Here is a 20,878-nt window from a genome sequence, read left to right as displayed (position 1 = left end):
CGACGCAAGGCACCGCGCCCCCACCCTCCCTCACCCGTCCGACGTCCTGGCCCCAGTCACCGAGCCTTTGTGGCCAAGGCGGGCAGGCCCGACTGGGGTGCGGGGGCGGGTGCGCCTGGCGTGAGCTAGGGTCGGGAGAGGGGAGCGCGCTGTCCGGAAGCGTCGCGCCCCTCTCCCGACCCGCTTCGCGGGCCACCCTCCCCCGCAGAGGCGGGAGGGAAAAGCGGTTCCTGCGATCGCCGTTCGGGGTGGGCGGATGCGAAAGCCGTTCCAGAAGAATGGCGTTCTGCGGAACGCGCCCGTCGCAACCCCCGAAGGTCCGCCGCGTCATGCCCGGGCGAAGCATCCTCGATCTCCCGCAGTCCGAAGGCGCGCAGATCCACGTCGAAGGCGAGGCGCTCGGTGAGCGCGCTCGGCGGCGCCTCGTCGTCGAGCCCCTCGTCGAGCAGCACCAGGCCGAAGCGGGCGGGCCGCGTCTCGCAGAAACCGTCCCGCGCGACCGTGATCGTGCCGGTGTCGAGCGCCGCGGCGAGACGAGCCGCCGTGCCGAGCGACAGGCGCTCGGCCATCGGCACGACGACGAGGCCGCCGTCGGCCTCGGCCAGGAGGCCCGCCTGGGCCATCGGCCGGCCGGCCGACAGGGTCGCGGCGAGGTCGAGGCCGCCGAGCAGGCGGTCGTCGCCGATGCCGGGCGGGCAGCGCCGGACGGGGGTGCCGGGCGCGAGGCGGTCCGTCAGGTGCCGCAGCCACGCCTCGCGGACCGGGCCCGTACCGGCGCGCAGGCGGATGCCGACGCAGGCCTGCGGATCGGCCGCCAGCAGCGAAGCGGCGCGGAGCGCCTCGGCCCAGCGGCCCTCGCCGGGCGCGAGCGTCACGCCAGCACGTCGGCGACCGCCCGCGCCACGCGGGCGGTGGAGCCGGCCTCGTCGAGCGGATTGCGGCGCAGGCGATGGCGCAGCGCCGCCGGCGCGATCCGGCGGACATGGTCGATCGTCACGTCGTCCGCGCCGTCGAGCGCCGCCAGCGCGCGGGCGGTGCGCATCAGGGTGAGCTCGCCGCGCAGGCCGTCGGTGCCGAGCGCCACGCAGAGCCTCGCGCAGGCCTCCAGCACCGCGTCGGGGATCGTCACGGCACTCAGCCGTTCGCGGGCGAGCGTGATCTGCTTGGCCTGCGCCCGCTCGGCCTTGGCGTAGGTGGCGCAGAACGCTTCCGGATCGCGCTCGTAGGCGTCGCGGCGGCGGACCACGTCGATGCGGGTCGCGATGTCGGTGGGCGTCGCCACCTCGACGGCGAGGCCGAACCGGTCGAGGAGCTGCGGCCGCAGCTCGCCCTCCTCCGGGTTGCCGGAGCCGACGAGCACGAAGCGCGCCGGGTGGCGGATCGACAGGCCCTCGCGCTCGACGGTGTTGACCCCGGAGGCCGCCACGTCGAGCAGCAGGTCGACGAGGTGGTCCTCCAGCAGGTTGACCTCGTCGATGTATAGGAAGCCGCGGTTGGCCCGCGCCAGCAGCCCAGGCTCGAACGCCTTCTCGCCGAGCGCCAGCGCCCGCTGCAGGTCCAGCGCGCCGACCACCCGGTCCTCGGTGGCTCCGAGCGGCAGGTCGACCACCGGCACCGGCACGAGCGCGCTCTTGCGCTCCGCCTGGCCACGGCAATGCGGGCACGATTCGGCGGGTGCGGCCGGATCGCAGGCATAGGGGCAGCCGACGACCGCGCGCATCCGCGGCAGCAGACCGGCCAGCGCCCGGATCGCGGTGGACTTGCCGGTGCCGCGATCCCCGAACACCAGCACGCCCCCCACCGACGGATCGACCGCCGCGATCAGCAGCGCCCGACGCATCTCGTCCTGGGCGACGATGGCGGTGAAGGGGAAGGTGGTCACGCGCGGGGGCACTCGCGATTGCGAAGATGTTGTCACGCCGATCCGTGGCTGGGGAGGTGCGGCGCGATCGGCGCGATCGGCGCGATCGAGAATGGCACCCTGGCCTTCGAAACGCACGGTCAGTTCCCTTCTTCCGATGCGACTCGTCAGGGCCGCACGCTATGCAGGGTCAGGCGCGGGTCCCCTCTCCCCATGGAAGAGGGGGCCCCGCAGTGCTTCGGACGCACCATCCGGCGCCGTCACGCAGAGGCGTCGGAATTCGGTAGGGCCCGAGGACGCGAGCGAAACTCGCCGCACGGATTGTCGGCGGCGTGTCCCCTACTCCGCCGCCACCCGCTCCAGCCCGATCCGCCCCCAGATCGCGGCCAGCGCCCCGACGAGGTGGTCGATGTCGGCGTCCGTGTGCAGGGGCGACGGGGTGATGCGCAGGCGCTCGGTGCCGCGGGCGACGGTCGGGTAGTTGATCGGCTGCACGTAGATGCCGAACTCGTCGAGCAGGGTGTCGGAGATCGCCTTGCACAGCACCGGATCGCAGACCATCACCGGGACGATGTGGCTGTCGTTGGGCAGGGTGGGGATGCCGGCGGCGTCCAGGCGCTCGCGCACCCGCTGCACCCGCTCCTGGTGCCGTGCGCGCTCGACGTTGCTCCGCTTGAGGTGGCGGATGCTGGCGGCCGCGCCCGCCGCCACCGCCGGCGGCAGCGAGGTGGTGAAGATGAAGCCCGAGGCGAAGCTGCGGACGAAGTCGCACAGCGTCTCGCTCGCGGTGATGTAGCCGCCATGCACCGCGAAGGCCTTGCCCAGCGTGCCCTCGATCACGTCGAGGCGGTGGGCCAGCCCCATCCGCTCCGAGATGCCGCCGCCGCGCGCGCCGTAGAGGCCGACCGCGTGGACCTCGTCGAGGTAGGTGAGCGCGCCGTGCGCCTCGGCCACGTCGCAGATCTCGTCGATCGGCGCGATGTCGCCGTCCATCGAGTAGACCGATTCGAAGGCCACGAGCTTCGGCCTGCCGGGCTCGATCATCCGCAGCTTGCGGTCGAGGTCCTCCGGGTCGTTGTGGCGGAAGATCTGGCGCTCGGCGCGCGACGCCCGGATGCCCTCGATCATCGAGGCGTGGTTCTCGGAATCCGAGAGGATGACGCAGCCGGGCAGCTTGGCGCCGAGGGTGCCGAGCGCCGCCCAGTTCGAGACGTAGCCGGAGGTGAACAGCAGGGCCGCCTCCTTGCCGTGGAGGTCGGCGAGCTCGCGCTCCAGCAGCACGTGGTAGTGGTTGGTGCCGGAGATGTTGCGGGTGCCGCCCGCGCCCGCGCCGCAGCGGTCGAGCGCCGCGTGCATGGCGGCGAGCACGTCCGGGTGCTGGCCCATCCCGAGATAGTCGTTCGAGCACCAGACCGTGACGGGCTTCTCGCCTTCGGGGCTGTGATGGGTCGCGTGCGGGAAGCGCCCGGCCTGACGTTCGAGATCGGTGAAGACGCGGTAGCGCCCCTCCCGGTGCAGGTTCTGAAGCTCGGCGCCGAAGAACGCGTCGTAATCCATCGCTCGTCTCCCCGTCCTCGTTTCGATCGCGCGGGTTCTCCCGCGTCAGGCCGCGTCGCGCCGGGCCGGCTCGGCCGGCCCCTGTGTCGGTCCGGCTGCGGCGGAGGCCGCGAGCTTCACCTTTGTCGGGACGGCCGCGGCGGACGCCGCGACCTTCGGCGGGAGGCTCCAGTTCCAGAGGGCGGCCGCGGGCAGCGGCAGCATCAGGAACCAGTGCTCGAGGGTCGCCAGGCCCATCAGCGTTGTGAGGATGGTGAAGCCGACCATCGCGTGCGGCGTGATCGGCTCGGCGAGCGCCGCCTGGCCGAGCAGCACGACGATCACGGTGGCGACGCTGACCGACACCGGGAACAGCAGGTTCATCGGCCGCTTCGTCAGGTAGCAGCCGAGATAGGCCAGATGGTCGGGCAGGAACTCGGCGTTGAGGTTGCGCACCCCGAGGAACAGGTTGAGCCGGGCGCTGAGGTTCATCCCCCACAGCACGCAGTAGGTCCACAGGGCCAATCTTTGCGGGGTGTTCCAGGTGAGCGCCAGGATCGCCAGCGCGCCGAGAACGATGGCGAATTCGTGCCACAGGCTCGTCGCCACCGCCGCCCGGAACTTCTCGACGCCGCGGGCGCCGGGCCGGCAGGCCTCCGGCCGCGGGCCGGTGACGAAGCCCATGTAGTAGCTCATCTCCTGCCAGCCCCAGACCAGCAGCGCGCCGGTGAAGGCGGTGTAGGCCCCCGTCTCGGTCACATCGCCGGCGCTCGTGCCGATCGCGTAGAGCGCCGCCAGCAGCACCGCGGTGCCGGCGGCCATGCTCCACGGGAAGGTGCGGCGCGGCAGGTGGTCGAGCAGGATGATCACCCCGGTGGAGAACCACCAGATCGCCACCGCATAGAGGGCCGGGACGGCGTAGGGCGACATCGCCGGCCCGCTACCACACCGGCTCGAGGCGGATGTCGGCGGGCATCGCGTTGTCGAGGGTCGGCAACAGGTAGAGCCTGCCGAAGGTGACCGCGGCCCGCGCCACCTGCACGCCGCGCTTCAGCGTGCCGGCGACGCCGCCCTGCGCCCGCGCCTCGGCGATCTTCACCGAGCAGTCGAGCAGGGTGTCGAGCCGCTGCTTGAACTTCGGGTTGTCGAGGTCGAGCGTCAGCGGGAAGGTCTGCTTCGAGATCTCGGAGGTGATGCGGAAGACCGTGAAGTCGTACTCGGACGGGTCGACCCCGAGGGCGGCGTGGAAGGCCGGCCGGCAATGGTCGCGGACGTACATCGTCGCGAACACCGCCAGCAGGAAGAACTTGATCCAGTAGCGGTTCAGCCCCTGCGTCAGCTTCGGGTTGGCGCGCATCAGCAGGGCGAAGGCCTCGCCGTGGCGGAACTCGTCGTTGCACCACTTCTCGAACCACTTGAAGATCGGGTGGATGCGCCGCTCGGGGTGCTTCTCCAGCTCGCGGAAGATGGTGATGTAGCGCGCGTAGCCGATCTTCTCGGACAGGTAGGTCGCGTAGAAGATAAACTTCGGGCGGAAGAACGTGTACTTCTTCGACTTCGTCAGGAAGCCGAGATCGACGCCGATGCCGAAATCCTTCAGCGTGTCGTTGATGAAGCCGGCGTGGCGCGCCTCGTCGCGGCTCATGAAGCCGAACAGCTCCTTGATGTCCTTGTTCTTGGCGCGCTTGCGCATCTCGGCGTAGAGGACGCAGCCCGAGAACTCGGCGGTGATCGACGAGACCAGGAAGTCGAGGAACTCCTTCCGGAGTTCGGGCTCCATCTGCGACAGGTCGCAGTCGAAGTCGGCGTTGCGGGTGAAGTGGCGCTTGTTCGGGTCGGAGCGCAGCTCCTCGATCAGCACGTCCCACTCGGCCCGGACCGGCTCGACGTTCGTGCGGTCGAGCTCCGCGAAATCGGTGGTGTAGAAGCGCGGGCTGAGGAAGGTCGTCTCCTGCGCGGACTTGGTCGATTCGTTGACCGGGCGGGTGGGCAGCGGATGCCTGACGGGAGCGTTCAAAGCTTCCTCCTCTCGCTGAAGCTGACTTCGTAGAGCTCGGTCAGCTCGAGATGGCCGGCGAGCTTGGTCCAGAGCCGCTCGATCCGGCCGGCCCGCGTCACCGTCGCGGTGCGGCGGACGACGAGGCGCTCGCCGTAGGGCACCGAGGTCGGCGCGTCGTGGACCTGCACCTCGTCGCCGGGCTCGATCTCGAAGTCGGCGTCGAGGCTGACATGGGCGTGCAGGCTCTCGGGGGTCTGCTCGATCTCGACGGTGCAGGGCACCTCGACCGTGCGGCGGCCGTTCAGGAATCCGATCATCGCGGGACGCTCACGTCGGGAAGGGCGTTGCCGGGTAGGAGCTTGGCGAAGGCGAGTGCGTTGGTCGGGCCGAAGGCGCCCATGTTCACGCTGCGCCCCGTGGTATCGTCGATCAGGGCGAGCGAGCCGTCGTCGTAGCGGGTCAGGCGGAACGGCTCGGCCGGGGTCAGGCCGGCGCGCAGGCGGGACTGGCCGAAGCTGCGCAGGGTCGCGCGGACGAAGTTGTCCTGGCCGGGCTCGATGGTCTCGATCAGCCGCGCATCGGCGGCGTCCTCGATCCGGATCGACCCGTCCGGGCGGTCCAGCACGCGCAGGGCGACGGAGGCGACGGGATTCCCGCCGGGGTTTCCGCTGAGGCCGATCCGCTCGGTGCGCCCGACCACCACCGCCAGCATGGTGAAGCCGAGGAGCGCCCCGGCTCCGATCAGTGCGAGCGCCGGGATCGGCCCGCCCTCCGCCACCTCACCCATCGGCTTCCCTCACCGTCTGCCCGGACCGGTCGTCGGGGCGGCACCGCTCGGTGTCCAGCCGCGTCGCCGTTTCCTTGGCTTCACGTTAACCGGTGTCAAGCACGCTTGACAATCCTCGTTCTGGATTTTTCGGGCGGGTTTTTCGAGAGAACCGTCAAGGTGCTGTTCGCAAACGACTTTTTTCGAGAAGCGAACGCCCGCCCCGGCGGTTCGGCCGGGACGGGCGGGGTGATGTCTCGTCCGCGCAGCTCCGCGGAGGCTCGGGCCGGTCAGCGCGCTCCGACGGCGACGAGGCGCGGCTTGCGCGCCGCGTTCTGCGGGCGGGCGACGAGCACCGGCAGCGCGGACTCTTCCTCGGGCGCCCGCGCCGCGACGATCGCCCGGGCGAGGATGGCGGCCACCTCGCCTGCGTTCGGGACGGAGCGGAGCATCGGCTGCGGCTCGGTCACGCGCCAGGGGCGGGCATGCGGCCACAGGTGCAGGTAGGCGACGCGGGTGCCGGCGCTCAGCCGGAGCGGCAGGTCGCCGGTGCCGTCGGCGAAGCTGTGCAGGGCGGCATCCTCCACCTGCGCGAGCGGCAGGTTGAACGTGACCGGCAGCGCGATGCCGATCCGCATCACCACGCGGCGGTTGGTGATGGTGTAGGTCGTGGTCCAGGAGGCGAGCCAGCCGAGGCCGCCGACGACGGCCAGCGCGGCGGCGCAGGCGGCGAAGGTCGGCCACGAGGCTACGAGGCCCGCCAGCACCGCGCCGTCGAGGGCCGCCGGCAGGATGGTCCAGGCGGCCAGCACGCCGAACCACAGCACCACGAACCCGCCGTGCATCGGGCGGGCGGCCATGCCGAAGGCGGTCGGCCGGCCCTGCCACAGGATGTGCTCGCCCGGCGGCAGCGCCTCGGGCAGGCCCTCGGGGATCCGGTCGTCGCGGACGGTGTCGTCCGAGGGCGTATCGTGGGTCCGGCGGCCGCTCATAGCAGGGTCTCCGCGCGCTGGGGCGTGGCGTACAGGGTGCCGGCGCCGAAATAGGCGATGATCTTCTCCTCCTCGAGGAGGGTCACCGCGTCGGGGTCGGCGTGGGGCGGGATGTCCGAGAACTGCCGGGCGAGCAGCGCCTCGGTCTTCACGGTGCGCGAGAACCGCCCCGTGCGGCAGAAGGTGACCGGCATCAGCACGCGGCGTCCGCCGGCGCCGAGATCGACCTCGTAGTAGCGGGCGAAGCTTTCGCCGCGGTCGACCCAGATGTCGGACACCGTTCCGGCGATCTGGCTGTCGGCGCCGAACACGCTCATGCCGATCGGGTTGGGGCCGTCCTCGTGGACCATGAAATGCGTCGCGACCCGCAAGGGGACGATCCGCTTCTGGCCGTCGAAGGTGTGATCGAACGCGTCGTCGCGGCTGACCCAGGAGCCGGGGCCGACATGGGCGAACATCGGGTCGGCGCCGGTCGGCTCCAGCGGGGCGCCCGGCCAGGGCTCGCGCTTGCTGCCGAGGTAGTTGCGGTCGGGCCTGGTGTCGGCCTGCGGCGCCTGCTTGATCTTGCCGTCGGCGAGGTGGAACAGCTTCGGCGTCGGGATCAGGATCGGGTCGGGGCGCTTGAGGGTGCCCGTCACCTCGGCCTCGAGGGGATAGCCCTCGCGCCGGTCCTCGCGCCGGAGCCAGAAGACCAGGCCGAAGAAGAACAGGAAGAAGGCGTACAGGACGATCTGCGCGACGTCGACGTAGCCGGTGAGTGCTCCCGTGGGCAGTGCTCCTGGTGGCATGGCGATCTCCCGAGCTTCAGGTGGAGGAGGTGGACAGGGCGACGCGGGGCCTGCCCCGCGCCGCCGGTTGCGGGCTGCGGTCCCGGACCAGCGGGCCGATCGCGACCAGCGTCGCGAACAGCAGCGCGATCTCGATGTGGTAGACGACGAGGTAGCCGATCGAGGGATCGCTCATGCCCTCGCCGAGCGCCCCCGAGACGGCGAGCGCCGAGCCGACGTCCCGCACGATGCCGCTGCCGGCGATGGCGAGGCCGGCCGCCGACGCCTGGACCGCGCCCCAGGCGCCGAGCGCGAGCCCGGTATCCTCCGGCCCGGCCTTCGCCATGGAGGCGGTGAGCGTGCCGTGGGCGAACAGGCCGCCGCCGCAGCCGATCAGGCTGACGCCGGCCGCGAAGACCTGCGTCGAGCCGAGCGGGGCCGCGAACACGACGCAGGAAAAGGCAAGGATGCCGATCACGGCACCCGCCGCCGCCACCCGGAACGGGTCGCCGCCCCGGTTGAGCCAGCGCGCCGCCGCCAGCAGCCCGAGGCCGCCGCCGGCCGCCAGCATCGCGGTCAGCGCCGTGGTCGCGCCGACCGAGAGGTGCAGGATCTGCCCGCCATAGGGTTCCAGCAGGATGTCCTGCATCGAGAAGGCGGCGGTGCCGAGCCCGGTGGCGACGAGGCGGCGCCGCGCCAGCCCCTGCCCCGCATAGGCCGCCCAGGATTCGGAGAAGCTCGGCTGCGCCGCGTCGCGGGCGCGGTCGGGGTCGCGCGCCTCCTGCTTCCACAGGGCCAGCCCGTTGAGCACGATGGTGACGAGGGCCGTGCCCTGGATCACCTGGATCAGCCGCACCTTCGAGAAGTCGGCGAGCAGCAGGCCGAAGGCGACCGCGCTGACCATCATCCCGACGAGCAGCATGACGCAGAGCAGCGCGACGACCTTGGGCCTTGCATGGGCCGGTGCGAGGTCGGTGGCGAGGGCGAGCCCCACCGTCTGCGTGGTGTGGAGGCCGGCGCCGACCAGGACGAAGGCGAGCGCGGCGGCGACCTGCCCGGCCCACATCGGGCCGGTGGTGTCGCCCGACAGCAGCAGCAGCGCGAACGGCATGATGGCGAGCCCGCCGAACTGCAGCAGCGTGCCGAACCAGATGTAGGGGACGCGGCGCCAGCCGAGCACCGACCGGTGCGTGTCCGAGCGGAAGCCGATCAGCGCCCGCAAGGGGGCGAAGATCAGCGGCAGGGACAGCATCAGCGCGACGACCCAGGCCGGCACCTCCAGCTCGACGATCATGACGCGGTTGAGCGTGCCGATCAGCAGCACCGCCGCTATGCCGACGGTGACCTGGAACAGCGACAGCCGCATCAGCCGCCCGAGCGGCAGCTCCTTCGTCGCCGCGTCGGCGAAGGGGAGGATCGACGGCCCGAGGGCCGCGACGTGCCGGATCAGGCGGAGGCCGAGCTTCATCGGCGGCCCCGCGCCAGCTCGATCGCGTTCGAGAGGTAGAAGCCGCTGTTGACGCGCTGCGTGCGCGTCAGCGCGAACTCGGCCAGCGCCGGCTCCCGGCCGATCCGCTTGGCCAGCGCGCCCAGCGTGATCGGCACGATCGCCGGCGCCCGGTCGGCCCTCGGGAACAGCGTGCCGGCGGCGTGCATCGCGGTGAGCAGGGCGGTGCGGGGCGCCACCGTGAACACCACCGACCCGTCCGTGCGCGCGCCGAGCGCGGCGAGCGCCCGGGCGATGTCGGCGGCGCCGTAATGGATCAGCGAATCCATCGCCACGACGTGGTCGAAGCGGCCGAGGCTCGGATCGAGCATGTCGCCGACCCGGAAGTCGATCGACCCGCCGCCCGCGATCGGCCCGGCGCGCTCGGCCGCGAGGCCGACCAGCGTCGCCGACACGTCGATGGCGACGACCTCGGCGCCGCGGCGCGCGGCCTCCAGGCTGAGCGCCCCGGTGCCGCAGCCGGCATCGAGGATGCGCCGGCCGGTCAGGTCGTCGGGCAGCCAGGACAGAAGCTGAGCCCGCATCGTGTCGCGACCCGCCCGCACCGTCGCGCGGATCTTCGAGACCGGTGCGTCGGAGGTTAGCCGCGCCCAGGCCTCGACCGCGGTGCGGTCGAAGTAGGTGGTGAGCTGCGAGCGGCGCTCGGCGTAGGATGCGCTGGTCATCACGAGACCCCTCAATCAAATCCCAGGAACTCGAAGAGGTCGCGGTCCTTCATCGGGATCGCGGAGAGCGGCTTGCCGCCGGCGTAGAGGTAGGCGGCCAGCCGCATGTACTCGGCCTTCACGGCCTCCAGATCCGGCGTCTCGTCCATCTCGAACAGGGTCGACTTCTTCAGGCGCGAGCGCCGCACGACGTCGAGGTCGGGGAAGTGGGCGATGCGCTCCAGGCCGACGGCGGCGTTGAAGCGGTCGATCTCGTCGGTCTTGGCCGAGCGGTTGGCGATGACGCCGCCGAGCCGCACGGGGTAGTTCTTCGCCTTGGCGTGGATCGCGGCGACGATGCGGTTCATCGCGAAGATCGAGTCGAAGTCGTTGGCGGTGACGACCAGCGCCTGTTCGGCGTGCTGGAGCGGCGAGGCGAAGCCGCCGCAGACCACGTCGCCGAGCACGTCGAAGATCACCACGTCGGTGTCCTCCAAGAGGTGATGCTCCTTGAGGAGCTTCACCGTCTGGCCGACGACGTAGCCGCCGCAGCCGGTGCCGGCCGGCGGCCCGCCGGCCTCGACGCACATCACGCCGTTGTAGCCCTCGGCGACGAAGTCCTCGACGCGCAGCTCCTCGGAGTGGAACTGCACCGCCTCCAGCGCATCGATCACGGTGGGCGCCAGGCGCTTGGTGAGGGTGAAGGTCGAGTCGTGCTTCGGGTCGCAGCCGATCTGCAGCACCCGCTTGCCGAGCTTCGAGAAGGCGACCGACAGGTTCGACGAGGTCGTCGACTTGCCGATGCCGCCCTTGCCGTAGACCGCGAAGACCTTCGCCGTCGTGCCGATGGCGACGTCCAGCGAGACCTGGACGCTGCCTTCCGGCTCGCGGCGGGCGGCGACGGGGTTTCGAATCGCGATGTTCATGCCGCAACCTCCGCGGTGATGCCTTCGAGACGGTCCTCGAGCTCCTCCTCGGCGCGGGCGAGCGCGTCGCGCGTCGCCGCATCGGGAGTCCAGAAGCCGCGCTGGTGCGCCTCGATCAGCCGGTGCGCGACCTTGGCCGAGGCGGTGGGGTTGAGGGCGGCCATGCGCGCGCGCATGGCGGGGTCGAGGACGTAGGTCTCGGTGATGCGCTGGTAGATCCAGGGCGCGACGCCGTCGCTCGTGGCCGACCAGCCCATGGTGTTGGTGAGGTGCGCCTCGATCTGGCGCACGCCCTCGTAGCCGTGCCCGAGCATGCCCTCGGTCCATTTCGGGTTGAGCATGCGGGTCCGGGTCTCGAGCGAGACCTGCTCGGAGAGCGAGCGCACGGTGCCTTCGCCGCGGGTCTGGTCGCTGATGAAGATCGGCACCGCGGCGCCGCGGGCCTCGGCCACCGCCCGGCCCATGCCGCCGAGCCCGTCGAAGTAGTGGTCGACGCTCGTGACCCCGACCTCGACCGAATCGAGGTTCTGGTAGGCGAGGTCGACCTTGGCCAGCACGCTGCGCATCAGCGCGCGCTGCGGCGCCGGCTGGCCGGTGCGGCCGTAGGCGAAGCTCTTGCGGCGCGAGAAGGTCTCGGCGATCTCGTCCTCGTCCTCCCAGCGGCCGGACTCGACCAGCCCGTTGACGTTGGCGCCGTAGGTGCCCTCGGCGTTCGAGAACACCCGCAGCGCCGCGGTCTCGAGGTCGATGCCGTGCTCGGCCTGATGCGCGAGGGCGTGCTTGCGGACGAAGTTGCGCTCCACCGGCTCGTCGGCGGTGGCGGCGAGGTAGGAGGCTTCGGCGAGGAGCTTCGTCTGGAGCGGCAGCAGGTCGCGAAAGATGCCGGAGAGGGTGACGACCACGTCGATGCGCGGGCGGCCGAGCGTCTCCAGCGGGATCAGGGTCGCGCCGCAGAGCCGGCCGTAGCCGTCGAAGCGCGGCGCCGCGCCGATGAGCGCCAGGGCCTGGGCGATCGGGCCGCCCTCGCTCTTGAGGTTGTCGGTCCCCCACAGCACCAGGGCGACGCTCTCGGGCAGCGCCGCGCCCTCGTCGCGGTGACGGGCGAGGATCCGGGCGACCTGCCGCGCGCCGTCGGCGACCGCGAAGGCCGAGGGCAGGCGGTAGGGATCGAAGCCGTGCAGGTTGCGTCCCGTCGGCAGCACGGCCGGGTTGCGCAGCAGGTCGCCGCCGGCCACCGGCGCGATGAAGCGCCCGTCCAGCGCCTTGAGCAGGCCGGCGACCTCGTGGTCGCGGGCGAGCAGCGCGTCGGTCTCGGCCAGCGACCGGAAGGCAGCGCGGTGGGTCTCGTCGAGGGGCAGGCCCGCGGCGGCGAGCGCCGCGTCGACCCCCTCGCCCGCCACGAGCGCCGCGATCCCGGCCCGCTCCGGCACGAGGCCGGCGGAGGCTTCGGCCAATGCCAGCAGCAGGTCGACCCGCTCCTCGGGCGGCGTGCCCTGCCCCACCACGTGCATCGCGTGCGGGATCAGGGTGTGCTCCAGCTCGTGCACCGCCTGGCCCAGCGCCTGGATGCGGGCGGCGAGGTCGTCCCAGGCCGGCTCGGCCGGAGCGAGGTCGAGGGCGGCGGCCTGCGCCTGGACGAGCTGGCCGAGGTCGCGCCGCTCGGCTTCCGCCTCCGGCTCCAGGGCGCGCCAGCGCTCGATCGAGGCCTTGAGGTCGATCAGCCCGCGGTACAGCCCGGCCTGGGCGAGGCTCGGGGTCAGGTAGCTCACCAGCGTCGCGGCGGAGCGGCGCTTGGCGATCATCCCCTCGGAGGGGTTGTTGGCGGCGTAGAGGTAGACGTTCGGCAGCGGCCCGATCAGCCGCTCAGGCCAGCACGATTCGGACAGGCCGGTCTGCTTGCCGGGCATGAATTCGAGCGCGCCGTGGGTGCCGAAATGCAGCACCGCGTCGGCGCGGAAGTCGTCGCGCAGGTAGCGGTAGAAGGCCGAGAAGGCGTGGGTCGGCGCGAAGCCGCGCTCGAACAGCAGGCGCATCGGGTCGCCCTCGTAGCCGAAGCCGGGCTGCACGCCGACGAAGACGTTGCCGAACTGCGCGCCGAGGACGAAGAGGGCCGAACCGTTGCTGTTCTGGCGCCCCGGCGCGGGCCCCCACTGCGCCTCGATCTCGGACAGGTGCCGCTCGCGCCGGACGTGCTCCTCGGCGGGGATGCGGTGGTGGACGTTGGCCGGCGTGCCGTAGCGGGCGGAGTTGCCGGCGAGCACCGCGTTGCGCAGGTCGTCGACCGTGTCGGGCACCGCGACGTCGTAGCCGTCCGCCTTCATCGCCGTCAGGGTGTTGTGCAGCGACTGGTACACCGACAGGAACGCCGCCGTGCCGATCGAGCCGGCGTTCGGCGGGAAGCCGAACAGCACGATCGCCACCTTGCGCGCGGCCCGCGCGGTCCGCCGCAGGGCGACGAGGCGCTCGATGCGGGCGGCGAGCATGTCGGCGCGCTCCGGGTGAACGCGCATGTCGCGGGCGTTCTCGCCCATCGACGCGCCGGAGCGGCCGCCGAACACCATCGGCGCAGTGGCGCCGTCGAGCTCGGGGATCGCGACCATCATCGTGGCCTCGACCGGCGAGAGGCCGCGGTCGGAGCCCTCCCACTGCTCCAGGGTCTGGAACTCCAGCGCGTGGGCGGCGAGGTAGGGCACGTCGAGGTCGGCGAGCGCCGTCTCGGCCGCCGCGGCGTCGTTGTACGCGGGCCCGCCGACCAGCGAGAACCCGGTGAGCGAGACCAGCGCGTCGATGGCCGGCCGGCCGTCGCGGCGGAAGAAGGCGTCCACCGCCGGGCGGTTGTCGAGGCCCGAGGCGAAGGCCGGCACCACCGCGAGGCCGCGGCCTTCGAGCGCCGCGATCACGCCGTCGTAATGGGCGGTGTTCCCGGCCAGCACGTAGGAGCGCATCACCAGCAGGCCGACCCGACCCTTCGCAGGGCCGCTCGAAGGCCCCTTGGGCATGGGGAGCGCGGCGAGCGACTCGCCGATGCGGCCCTTCATGCGCGGGTGGTAGAGGCCGGTCTCGGGATAGCTCAGCGGCGCGGGTGCGGCCGCGATCTCGCGCCAGGCGAGGCGCGGCCCGGCGGCGTAGCGCCCGACCAGGAAGCGCACGAGGTTGGCGATGTTCTCGTCCGAGCCCGAGAGCCAGTATTGCAGGGTGAGGAAGTAGGCGCGCACGTCCTGCGCCGAGCCGGGGATGAAGCGCAGGATCTTCGGCAGCTTGCGGATCATCGCCATCTGGCGGGCGCCGTTGCCCTGGGTGCCCGGCTTGCCGCGCAGCTTCTTCAGGAAGTCGAGGGCGCCGCGCTTGGTGCCGTCCATGTCGAAGCGGTTGAGGCGGGTGGTCTTCACCACCTCGCCGGCCGAGAGGCAGCCGATCATCGCGTCGCAGTGCGGGCGGCGGGCCAGCAGCGCCGGCAGCACGGCGCGGACATGCTCGTCCATGAACAGCATCGTCGCGAGCACGATGTCGGCCCGGGCGATGTCGGCCTTGCAGGCGGACAGCCTCGCGGGCGCGGTGTCCCACTCGGCGGCGGCGTGGAAGTCGAGGACGAGGCCGGGCATCTCGCTGCGCAGCCGGAGGCGGGCGCGCTCGAGGGCGCTCGCCATGTGGTTGTCCATCGTCACGACGACGATGCGGAGCTCGGGCCGTTCAGCGACCGAAATGCGCTTTGGCATCGTACAAGGTCTCGACGGTGATGAGCGGCAGCGCCCGCTCCCTGGCGAAGGTTTCCGTGTTGGTGCGGGCTTTTCCTCGAACGAAGAACGGGATCTTCCGCAGCTCCTTCTCGGCCTCCACGGCCCAGGTCGGAGCGGTCGGGCCGGCGAGCGTCACCGAGGTGACGGGCTCGGGAACCGGCGGGGCGGGCGCGGGCGCCCCGGCGGGAGCCTTGCCGCCGAGATGGGACGGGGCGCGGTCGTTGAACTCGGGGTCCTCGCGGAACATCCCGAGCAGGTGCTCCTCCAGGCCCATCATCAGCGGGTGGACCCAGGTGTCGAACAGGACGTTGGCGCCCTCGAAGCCCATCTGCGGCGAGTAGCGCGCCGGGAAGTCCTGGACGTGGACCGGCGCCGAGATCACCGCGCAGGGCAGGCCGAGCCGCTTGGCGATGTGACGTTCCATCTGCGTGCCGAGCACCAGCTCGGGGCCGGCCGCCTGGATCGCCGCCTCGACGTCGAGGTAGTCGTCGGAGATCAGCGCCTCGATGCCGTGGAGCGCGGCCTCCGCCCGGACCTCGCGGGCGAACTCGCGGCCGTAGGTGCCGAGGCCGACGACCCGGAACCCGAGCTCGGCCTTCGCGACGCGGGCGGCGGCGATCGCGTGGGTGGCGTCGCCGAAGATGAAGACGCGCTTGCCGGTGAGGTAGGTCGAGTCGACCGAGCGCGAATACCAGGGCGCGCGCGACGGCGCCCCGGCGAGCACCGGCGCCGGGTCGATTCCGGCCAGAGCCGCGACCTCCTCGACGAAGCGGATCGTCGCGCCGACGCCGATCGGCACCGTCTCGACCATCGGCTGGCCGAAGGTCTTCTGCAGATACTGCGCGGCCGCGCGCGCCACCTCCGGGTAGAGCACGACGTTGAAGTCGGCGTCCTTCAGGCGGCCGAGGTCGGCCGGGCTTGCGCCCATCGGCGCCACGACGTTGACGGCGATGCCGAGCCGCCCGAGCAGGCCGGTGATCTCGGCGAGGTCGTCGCGATGGCGGAAGCCCAGCGCCGTCGGCCCGAGGATGTTGCAGGACGGACGCCGGCCCTCCGGCTTCGGCTCCAGGGACGGCGAGCCGGAAAGCCCGCGGACCAGCCGGTAGAAGGTCTCCGACGCGCCCCAGTTCTCCTTCTTCTGGTAGGCCGGCAGCTCCAGCGCGATCACCGGGATCGGCAGGTTCAGCGCCTTGGCGAGGCCGCCCGGATCGTCCTGGATCAGCTCCGCCGTGCACGAGGCGCCGACGATCATCGCCTGCGGCCGGAAGCGCTCGTAGGCGGCGGCGGCCGCGTCCTTGAAGATCTCGGCGGTGTCGGAGCCGAGGTCGCGGGCCTGGAAGGTGGTGTAGGTGACCGGCGGGCGGGCGTCGCGCCGCTCGATCATCGTGAACAGCAGGTCGGCGTAGGTGTCGCCCTGCGGCGCGTGCAGCACGTAGTGCAGCCCCTCCATCGCGGTGGCGATGCGCATGGCGCCGATATGCGGCGGTCCTTCGTAGGTCCAGAGGGTGAGCTGCATCGCCTCAGACCTCCAGCCGGGTGCGGCGGACGAGCGGGCGGGCGAACAGCTCGGCGAGGTCGCCGGCCTGGTCGTAGCCCTGGATCGGCGTGAACAGCAGCTCGATCGACCACTTGGTCGCGAGCCCTTCCGCCTCCAGCGGGTTGGCGAGGCCGAGGCCGCAGACCGTCAGGTCGGGCCTCTCGGCCCGGGCCCGGTCCATCTGCGCGTCGAGGCTCTGGCCCTCGACGATGTCCGTGCCGTCGGGCAGCAGGGCGAGGTCCTCGGCGAGGTGCCCGCGGTGCAGGTAGGGCGTCCCGACCTCGCACAGGCCCATGCCCAATTCCCGCGACAGGAACCGGGCGAGCGGCACCTCGAGCTGCGAATCGGGGAAGAAGAACACCCGCTTGCCGGCAAGCGTCTCGCGGTGGTGATCGAGCGCGCGGGCGGCGCGGGCCCGGCCCGGCGCGGTCGCCGCCTCGAAGCGGCCCTCAGGCACCCCCCACGCGTCGGCCGCGGCCCTGAGCCAGCGCGTCGTGCCCTCCACGCCGAGCGGGAACGGGGCCGACAGGCGCTTGGCGCCGCGGGCCTCCAGGGCCTTGGCGGTGTCGGTCAGGAACGGCTGCGCCAGCAGGAAGGTCGTGCTCGGGCCGACGGCCGGCAGCGCGCCGGCCCGGCGCGCCGGCAGGAACGCGACGTTGGCGATGCCGAGCTCGGAGAACAGCCGAAGGAACTGGTCCTCGACCACGTCGGCGAGCGCGCCCGCCACCAGCAGCGACGGGGCGGCGTCGGGCGCTTCCCGCGGCATCTCGGGCGCCAGGGCCGCGAGGCAGGCATCCTCGCCCTGCGTGAACGTGGTCTCGATGCCGCTGCCGGAATAGCTCAGCACCCGCACGTTCGGCGAGAAGGTGGTCGAGAGCCGCTGCGCCGCGCGGCCGAGATCGAGCTTGATCACCTCGGAGGGGCACGAGCCGACCAGGAACAGCAGCCGGATGTCGGGGCGGCGCTCGATCAGGCGGCGCACCACCCGGTCGAGCTCCTCGTTCATGTCGGCGATGCCGGCGAGGTCCCGCTCGTCGATGATCGCGGTGGCGAAGCGCGGCTCGGCGAAGATCATTACCCCGGCGGCCGACTGGATCAGGTGGGCGCAGGTGCGCGAGCCGACGACGAGGAAGAACGCGTCCTGGATCTTGCGGTGCAGCCAGACGATGCCGGTCAGCCCGCAGAACACCGCGCGCTGGCCACGCTCCTGTCGGATCGCCACGTCGCCGCAGCCGGGTTCGGCGGTGGCTGCGACGGTCCTCGGCGGGAGGAAGGGCGCGTTCATCGCGCCACCATCGCGGTGCCGGCGACGGGGCGCGGACGCCGTGGCGCCTGCAGCCGCGCCGCCCGCAGCTTCAGCAGGAATTGCGTCGCGTTGACCGCGTAGGAGGCGTAGGCCGCGAGCGCGAGCCACATGAGGCCGGCCGTGCCGAGGAGCCCGAAGCCGAGGGCGCCGAGATAGGCGGTGTGCAGGGCCAGCACGAGCATGCTGACCACGTCTTCCCAGTAGAAGGCCGGGGCGAACAGGTATCGCCCGAACACCGCCTTCTCCCAGATCGAGCCGGTGACCATGATCGCGTAGAGCAGGAAGGTCTTGGCCAGCACCGAGAGGTTGGCCGCGGCCTCGCCCTCCCCGGTGGACAGCGTCCGCAGGACCAGCCCCAGGCTGACGAGGAACACGAGGAATTGAAGCGGGGCCAGAAGGCCCTGGACCAGGGTCCAGCGGGTCGCGTCGCGCCGGCCGCGCTCGGCCGACGTGTAGAGTGGTGGTCGTGCCGTCCGGTCGCTGGGACCCATAGCCTTACCCCATCCCTGCTGCGGCGGGCCGCCTCTCGGGAGGGCGGCTTAGGGGAAGCCTAGAAACCGTGCCAAAAAGTGTCAAGCGCGCTTTACGTCAAAACCGTATGACAATGACGTGGAAGCATTCTTATTCGATTCGACCATTGCCAAGCCGCCTCGAAAGCGTATCGTCTAGGTCAAGTCGTCCCGGAGAGGGCGACGGCACGGGGAATCCTAACCCCGGCCAAGCTATATTTTGAATACAATTAAGCCGTCAGCGACATTGGAGTTGGCCAATGGATGACTTGAGGCGCTCCGAGGGGCGAAACGCCATCCTAGCGCTCGCTCGCGAGATGGCGTCAGCCTGCGAGATCGACCAGCAGGCGCCGCCGCGCCGGCAGCAATTGTCCGATCGCTGGCACGGTCACCTCTCCCGCGTGGTCGAGGCCGAGATCATCCCCCGCCTGATGCTCGCACACCGCATGGAGGCGTCGACGCGCGGCCCGGGGCCGAGAAAGCCGACCGCCGAGGACATCGAGGCCTTCGCCTCCCTCGTGCTGGCGCCGGCCGGCGAGGTGGTGGAGGCGCGCATCGCCGCGCTCGTCGACGACGGCCTCGCCCTCGACAGCCTGCTCCTCGACCTCCTGGCGCCGACCGCGCGGCACCTCGGCGTGCTCTGGGAGGAGGACCTCTGCGACTTCGCCGAGCTGACGATCGCGATGGGCCGCCTGCAGCGGATCATGCACGACCTCGCGCGCCGCTACGGCGGCGAAACAGGAGGGCACCGGGACGGGCACAGCATCCTCCTGAGCCTTTGTCCCGGCGAGACCCACATGTTCGGGCTGTCGATGATCGAGCAGTTCTTTCGCGACGCGGGCTGGGACGTCACGAGCACGGCGCTCGCGCCGGTGGGCGAGATCCTGAACCAGGCGCGGACCGCCTGGTTCGACGTGATCGGCCTGTCGCTCGGCTGCGAGGTGCTTCTGCCGACCCTGACCAAGACCGTCCACGAGCTGCGCCGGGTCTCGTTCAATCCCGGCGTGCGCATCCTCGTCGGCGGCCCGATCTTCGTCGACAATCCGGGGCATATCGAGCGCGTGGGTGCTGATGCCACGGCCACGGATGCGCGTCGTGCTGTGGCCGCCGCCGAGTTCATGCTTGATCTCAGGGCGGGAGCCTGCTGAAAGACCCGATCGACGACTTCACGAAGCGGTGAGACTTGACCAGCTTGGCCACCCACGCTGCGCAGAACCCCTCCGCAGCCCTGAGCAAGACCCTGTCGGCCCTCGGGGGAGAGGCGGCGGGCCTTCTCGTCGCGGCCGCGACTGACCTGTCCCTGGTGGTGGATGCCGACGGCATCATCCGCGACGCGGCCTTCGCCGCCCCGGACCTCGCGGGCCAGGGCTGCGACACGTGGCTCGGGCGGCGCTGGATCGACACTGTCACCGTCGAGAGCCGCCCGAAGATCGACGCGCTGCTGCGCGACGCCGCGCCGGACGGGGTGACGCGCTGGCGGCAGGTCAACCACCCGTCCGTCTCCGGCGACGACCTGCCGATCCGCTACGCTGCAATGCGCCTCGGCACGGACGGCTCGATCATCGCGATCGGCCGCAACCTGCTCGCCATGGCCTCGCTCCAGCGCAAGCTCGTCGAGACGCAGCAGGCGCTGGAGCGCGACTATCTCCGCCTGCGCGGCGCCGAGACCCGCTACCGCATGCTGTTCCAGCTCGGCAGCGAGCCGGTGCTCGTGGTCGACGCGGCCACGCGCCGGGTCACCGAGGTCAACCCCGCCGCGGTCCGGCTCCTCGGGCGCACCGAGAAGCGGATCCTCGGGCTGGACGTGGTCGAGCTGTTCGAGGCGGCGAGCGGGCGCGAGATCGAGCTGCTGTTCTCCGGCCTGCGCGCCACCGGCAAGGCCGAGGATCTCGAGACCCGGCTCGCCGGAAGCCGCGGGCAGGCGCGGATCTCGGCATCGCTGTTCCGGCAGGGCAGCTCGGCGAGCGCGCTGCTGCGGCTGAGCGATTCCGCGATCGGCGACGCCGCGTCGCCCGAGCGGCGCGGCCCGCTCCTCGACGTCATCGAGGGCATTCCCGAAGGGTTCGTCGTCACCGACCTGTCGCGGCGGATCCTCACCGCCAACGGGGCCTTCCTCGACCTCGCCCAGGTCGCGACCGTGGAGCAGGCGCGCGGCGAGCTGATCGACCGCTGGATCGGCCGCGAGGAGACCGAGGCCGCGACCCTGTTCGCGACGCTGGCCGAGCACGGCTCGGTCCGCCACTTCGCGACTGGCCTGCGCGGCCTTCTGGGATCCGTCGAGGAGGTCGAGATCGCCGCCGTCGCCGTGCCGAACGCCCGCCCGCCCTGCCTCGGCTTCACCATTCGCGGCACGCCGCGCCGTGCCGTGGCGACGGCGGTGTCGGGCGGGCACGAGCTGCCGCGCTCGGTCGAGCAGATGACCGAGCTGGTCGGCCGCGTCTCGATGAAGAACCTCGTGCGCGAGACCACCGACCTGATCGAGCGTCTCTGCATCGAGGCGGCGCTGCGGATCACGCGCGACAACCGGGCCTCGGCCGCCGAGATGCTCGGGCTCAGTCGCCAGGGCCTCTACGCCAAGTTGCGCCGCTACGGCATCGGCGATCTCGACGGGCCCGACTATCCCGACGCCTGAGCGCGATCCGCTCGGCCTGCCTCCACCCGCGAATCGCGACGTCCGCCGCCGGAACGATCGTGAATGGACCGTCCGTCGGCGTTCGACCTCGCCCGCTTGGTTTCAGCTTGGCACTACTCCTACCTCTATGTGTCCAAGTTTTCGATCATCTGTCGTGTC

At 71.6% G+C, this 20,878-nt stretch carries 18 protein-coding genes; 2 read left to right on the top strand and 16 right to left on the bottom strand.

Features of this window, described 5'->3' with window-relative positions; all coding sequences use genetic code 11:
- Nucleotides 1–125 precede the first annotated feature (125 nt).
- The 16 genes from MKK68_RS16215 to bchF form a co-directional block, all read right to left on the bottom strand.
- Nucleotides 126–875 (bottom strand): hypothetical protein, encoded by a 750-nt coding sequence (locus MKK68_RS16215; RefSeq protein ID WP_409567252.1) that lies wholly within the window; start codon nt 873–875, stop codon nt 126–128.
- Nucleotides 872–1,882, bottom strand: coding sequence for a magnesium chelatase ATPase subunit I (bchI, locus tag MKK68_RS16210; protein ID WP_243933293.1), 1,011 nt, complete (start codon nt 1,880–1,882; stop codon nt 872–874). Before bchI ends, MKK68_RS16215 begins: the two co-directional genes overlap by 4 nt.
- Before the next feature lie 318 nt (nt 1,883–2,200).
- Entirely contained in the window at nt 2,201–3,418 is a 1,218-nt protein-coding gene (gene hemA, locus MKK68_RS16205; RefSeq protein WP_147728026.1) for a 5-aminolevulinate synthase, read from the bottom strand.
- Between the two features lie 45 nt (nt 3,419–3,463).
- On the bottom strand, nt 3,464–4,327 hold the full coding sequence (gene puhE, locus MKK68_RS16200) for a putative photosynthetic complex assembly protein PuhE (RefSeq protein WP_147841434.1): 864 nt from the start codon (nt 4,325–4,327) through the stop codon (nt 3,464–3,466).
- A 10-nt stretch (nt 4,328–4,337) separates the two neighbouring features.
- Nucleotides 4,338–5,390 (bottom strand): magnesium-protoporphyrin IX monomethyl ester (oxidative) cyclase, encoded by a 1,053-nt coding sequence (gene acsF, locus MKK68_RS16195; protein WP_187274684.1) that lies wholly within the window; start codon nt 5,388–5,390, stop codon nt 4,338–4,340.
- Between the two features lie 20 nt (nt 5,391–5,410).
- Nucleotides 5,411–5,713 (bottom strand): hypothetical protein, encoded by a 303-nt coding sequence (locus MKK68_RS16190; RefSeq protein WP_187273562.1) that lies wholly within the window; start codon nt 5,711–5,713, stop codon nt 5,411–5,413.
- On the bottom strand, nt 5,710–6,183 hold the full coding sequence (puhC, locus tag MKK68_RS16185; RefSeq protein ID WP_244031389.1) for a photosynthetic complex assembly protein PuhC: 474 nt from the start codon (nt 6,181–6,183) through the stop codon (nt 5,710–5,712). Before puhC ends, MKK68_RS16190 begins: the two co-directional genes overlap by 4 nt.
- A gap of 269 nt (nt 6,184–6,452) precedes the next feature.
- Nucleotides 6,453–7,154, bottom strand: coding sequence for a photosynthetic complex putative assembly protein PuhB (gene puhB / locus MKK68_RS16180; RefSeq protein ID WP_244031387.1), 702 nt, complete (start codon nt 7,152–7,154; stop codon nt 6,453–6,455).
- On the bottom strand, nt 7,151–7,927 hold the full coding sequence (gene puhA / locus MKK68_RS16175; protein ID WP_147728032.1) for a photosynthetic reaction center subunit H: 777 nt from the start codon (nt 7,925–7,927) through the stop codon (nt 7,151–7,153). Before puhA ends, puhB begins: the two co-directional genes overlap by 4 nt.
- Nucleotides 7,928–7,958: 31 nt before the next feature.
- On the bottom strand, nt 7,959–9,389 hold the full coding sequence (locus MKK68_RS16170; RefSeq protein ID WP_244031385.1) for a BCD family MFS transporter: 1,431 nt from the start codon (nt 9,387–9,389) through the stop codon (nt 7,959–7,961).
- Nucleotides 9,386–10,093, bottom strand: a complete 708-nt coding sequence (bchM, locus tag MKK68_RS16165; RefSeq protein WP_147727571.1) for a magnesium protoporphyrin IX methyltransferase — start codon at nt 10,091–10,093, stop codon at nt 9,386–9,388. The genes MKK68_RS16170 and bchM overlap by 4 nt, the downstream gene beginning before the upstream one ends.
- Before the next feature lie 11 nt (nt 10,094–10,104).
- Nucleotides 10,105–10,998 carry a ferredoxin:protochlorophyllide reductase (ATP-dependent) iron-sulfur ATP-binding protein gene (bchL, locus tag MKK68_RS16160; RefSeq protein ID WP_244031383.1) on the bottom strand — a complete coding sequence of 298 codons (894 nt, stop codon included), beginning with the start codon at nt 10,996–10,998 and terminating at the stop codon, nt 10,105–10,107.
- The gene (locus tag MKK68_RS16155) at nt 10,995–14,714 is read right to left on the bottom strand and encodes a magnesium chelatase subunit H (RefSeq protein WP_244031380.1); all 3,720 of its coding nucleotides are present in this window, start codon (nt 14,712–14,714) and stop codon (nt 10,995–10,997) included. The genes bchL and MKK68_RS16155 overlap by 4 nt, the downstream gene beginning before the upstream one ends.
- The gene (bchB, locus tag MKK68_RS16150) at nt 14,689–16,251 is read right to left on the bottom strand and encodes a ferredoxin:protochlorophyllide reductase (ATP-dependent) subunit B (RefSeq protein ID WP_244031371.1); all 1,563 of its coding nucleotides are present in this window, start codon (nt 16,249–16,251) and stop codon (nt 14,689–14,691) included. Before bchB ends, MKK68_RS16155 begins: the two co-directional genes overlap by 26 nt.
- 4 nt (nt 16,252–16,255) lie before the next feature.
- On the bottom strand, nt 16,256–17,557 hold the full coding sequence (locus tag MKK68_RS16145; RefSeq protein ID WP_244031369.1) for a ferredoxin:protochlorophyllide reductase (ATP-dependent) subunit N: 1,302 nt from the start codon (nt 17,555–17,557) through the stop codon (nt 16,256–16,258).
- Nucleotides 17,554–18,069 (bottom strand): 2-vinyl bacteriochlorophyllide hydratase, encoded by a 516-nt coding sequence (gene bchF, locus MKK68_RS16140; RefSeq protein ID WP_244031367.1) that lies wholly within the window; start codon nt 18,067–18,069, stop codon nt 17,554–17,556. Before bchF ends, MKK68_RS16145 begins: the two co-directional genes overlap by 4 nt.
- 278 nt (nt 18,070–18,347) lie before the next feature.
- On the opposite strand from bchF, the gene MKK68_RS16135 reads away from it, so the two are divergent.
- Together MKK68_RS16135 and ppsR are read left to right on the top strand one after the other, a co-directional pair.
- Nucleotides 18,348–19,235: a B12-binding domain-containing protein gene (locus MKK68_RS16135; RefSeq protein ID WP_243933281.1), complete on the top strand. Its 888-nt coding sequence runs from the start codon at nt 18,348–18,350 to the stop codon at nt 19,233–19,235.
- Nucleotides 19,236–19,270: 35 nt separating this feature from the next.
- Nucleotides 19,271–20,719: a transcriptional regulator PpsR gene (gene ppsR, locus MKK68_RS16130; protein ID WP_147728497.1), complete on the top strand. Its 1,449-nt coding sequence runs from the start codon at nt 19,271–19,273 to the stop codon at nt 20,717–20,719.
- Nucleotides 20,720–20,878 lie beyond the last annotated feature (159 nt).

It is taken from the genome of Methylobacterium sp. E-016 (assembly GCF_022829745.1).
GTDB lineage: Bacteria > Pseudomonadota > Alphaproteobacteria > Rhizobiales > Beijerinckiaceae > Methylobacterium.
The sequence above is the reverse complement of the archived record's forward strand: the minus strand, read 5'-3'. Positions and strand labels throughout refer to the sequence as shown.